The 367-nt window shown below is 58.6% G+C and carries 1 protein-coding gene; it reads right to left on the reverse strand.

Going from position 1 to position 367, the window contains the following annotated elements; genetic code table 11:
* Positions 1–62: 62 nt before the first annotated feature.
* A partial coding sequence (locus CWC17_RS19080) for a hypothetical protein (RefSeq protein ID WP_212750659.1) occupies positions 63–367 on the reverse strand: 305 nt, incomplete at its 5' end.

The following is a 367-nucleotide window of genomic DNA, read 5'->3' on the forward strand; positions in this document are numbered from 1 at the left end:
GAACAGCATGGGAACGAAATAGGAACATATTCATGCGAGAGTCAATCGGGGGTCGGCTTCACCTAGCCCCGTTTCATCCACCCGGCGACCTTCGCAATGTTTTCCCCGAGGGCAACCCCGCCGATGAAGATCGCGACCAACGTGACGATGAGCCAGCGCAGGAAGTTGCTCACCGCCTTGATATCGCGGAACATCTTCAGGAGACCCGGCACCTCGTCCTTCGGCAAGGTGGAGAGGGACTCCAGCGGCGTCACGTGGTCCGGCGTCAGTGGAGAAAGCCTCTCCTGCACTTTCTCATCCAATTCGGTGAACCGCTGCGCTGGTTGGCGGGCTGCATCGTTCATGTTTTCACCGGCAATAGGCGTCA

It is taken from the genome of Pseudoalteromonas sp. S3785 (assembly GCF_005887365.1).
GTDB lineage: Bacteria > Pseudomonadota > Gammaproteobacteria > Enterobacterales > Alteromonadaceae > Pseudoalteromonas.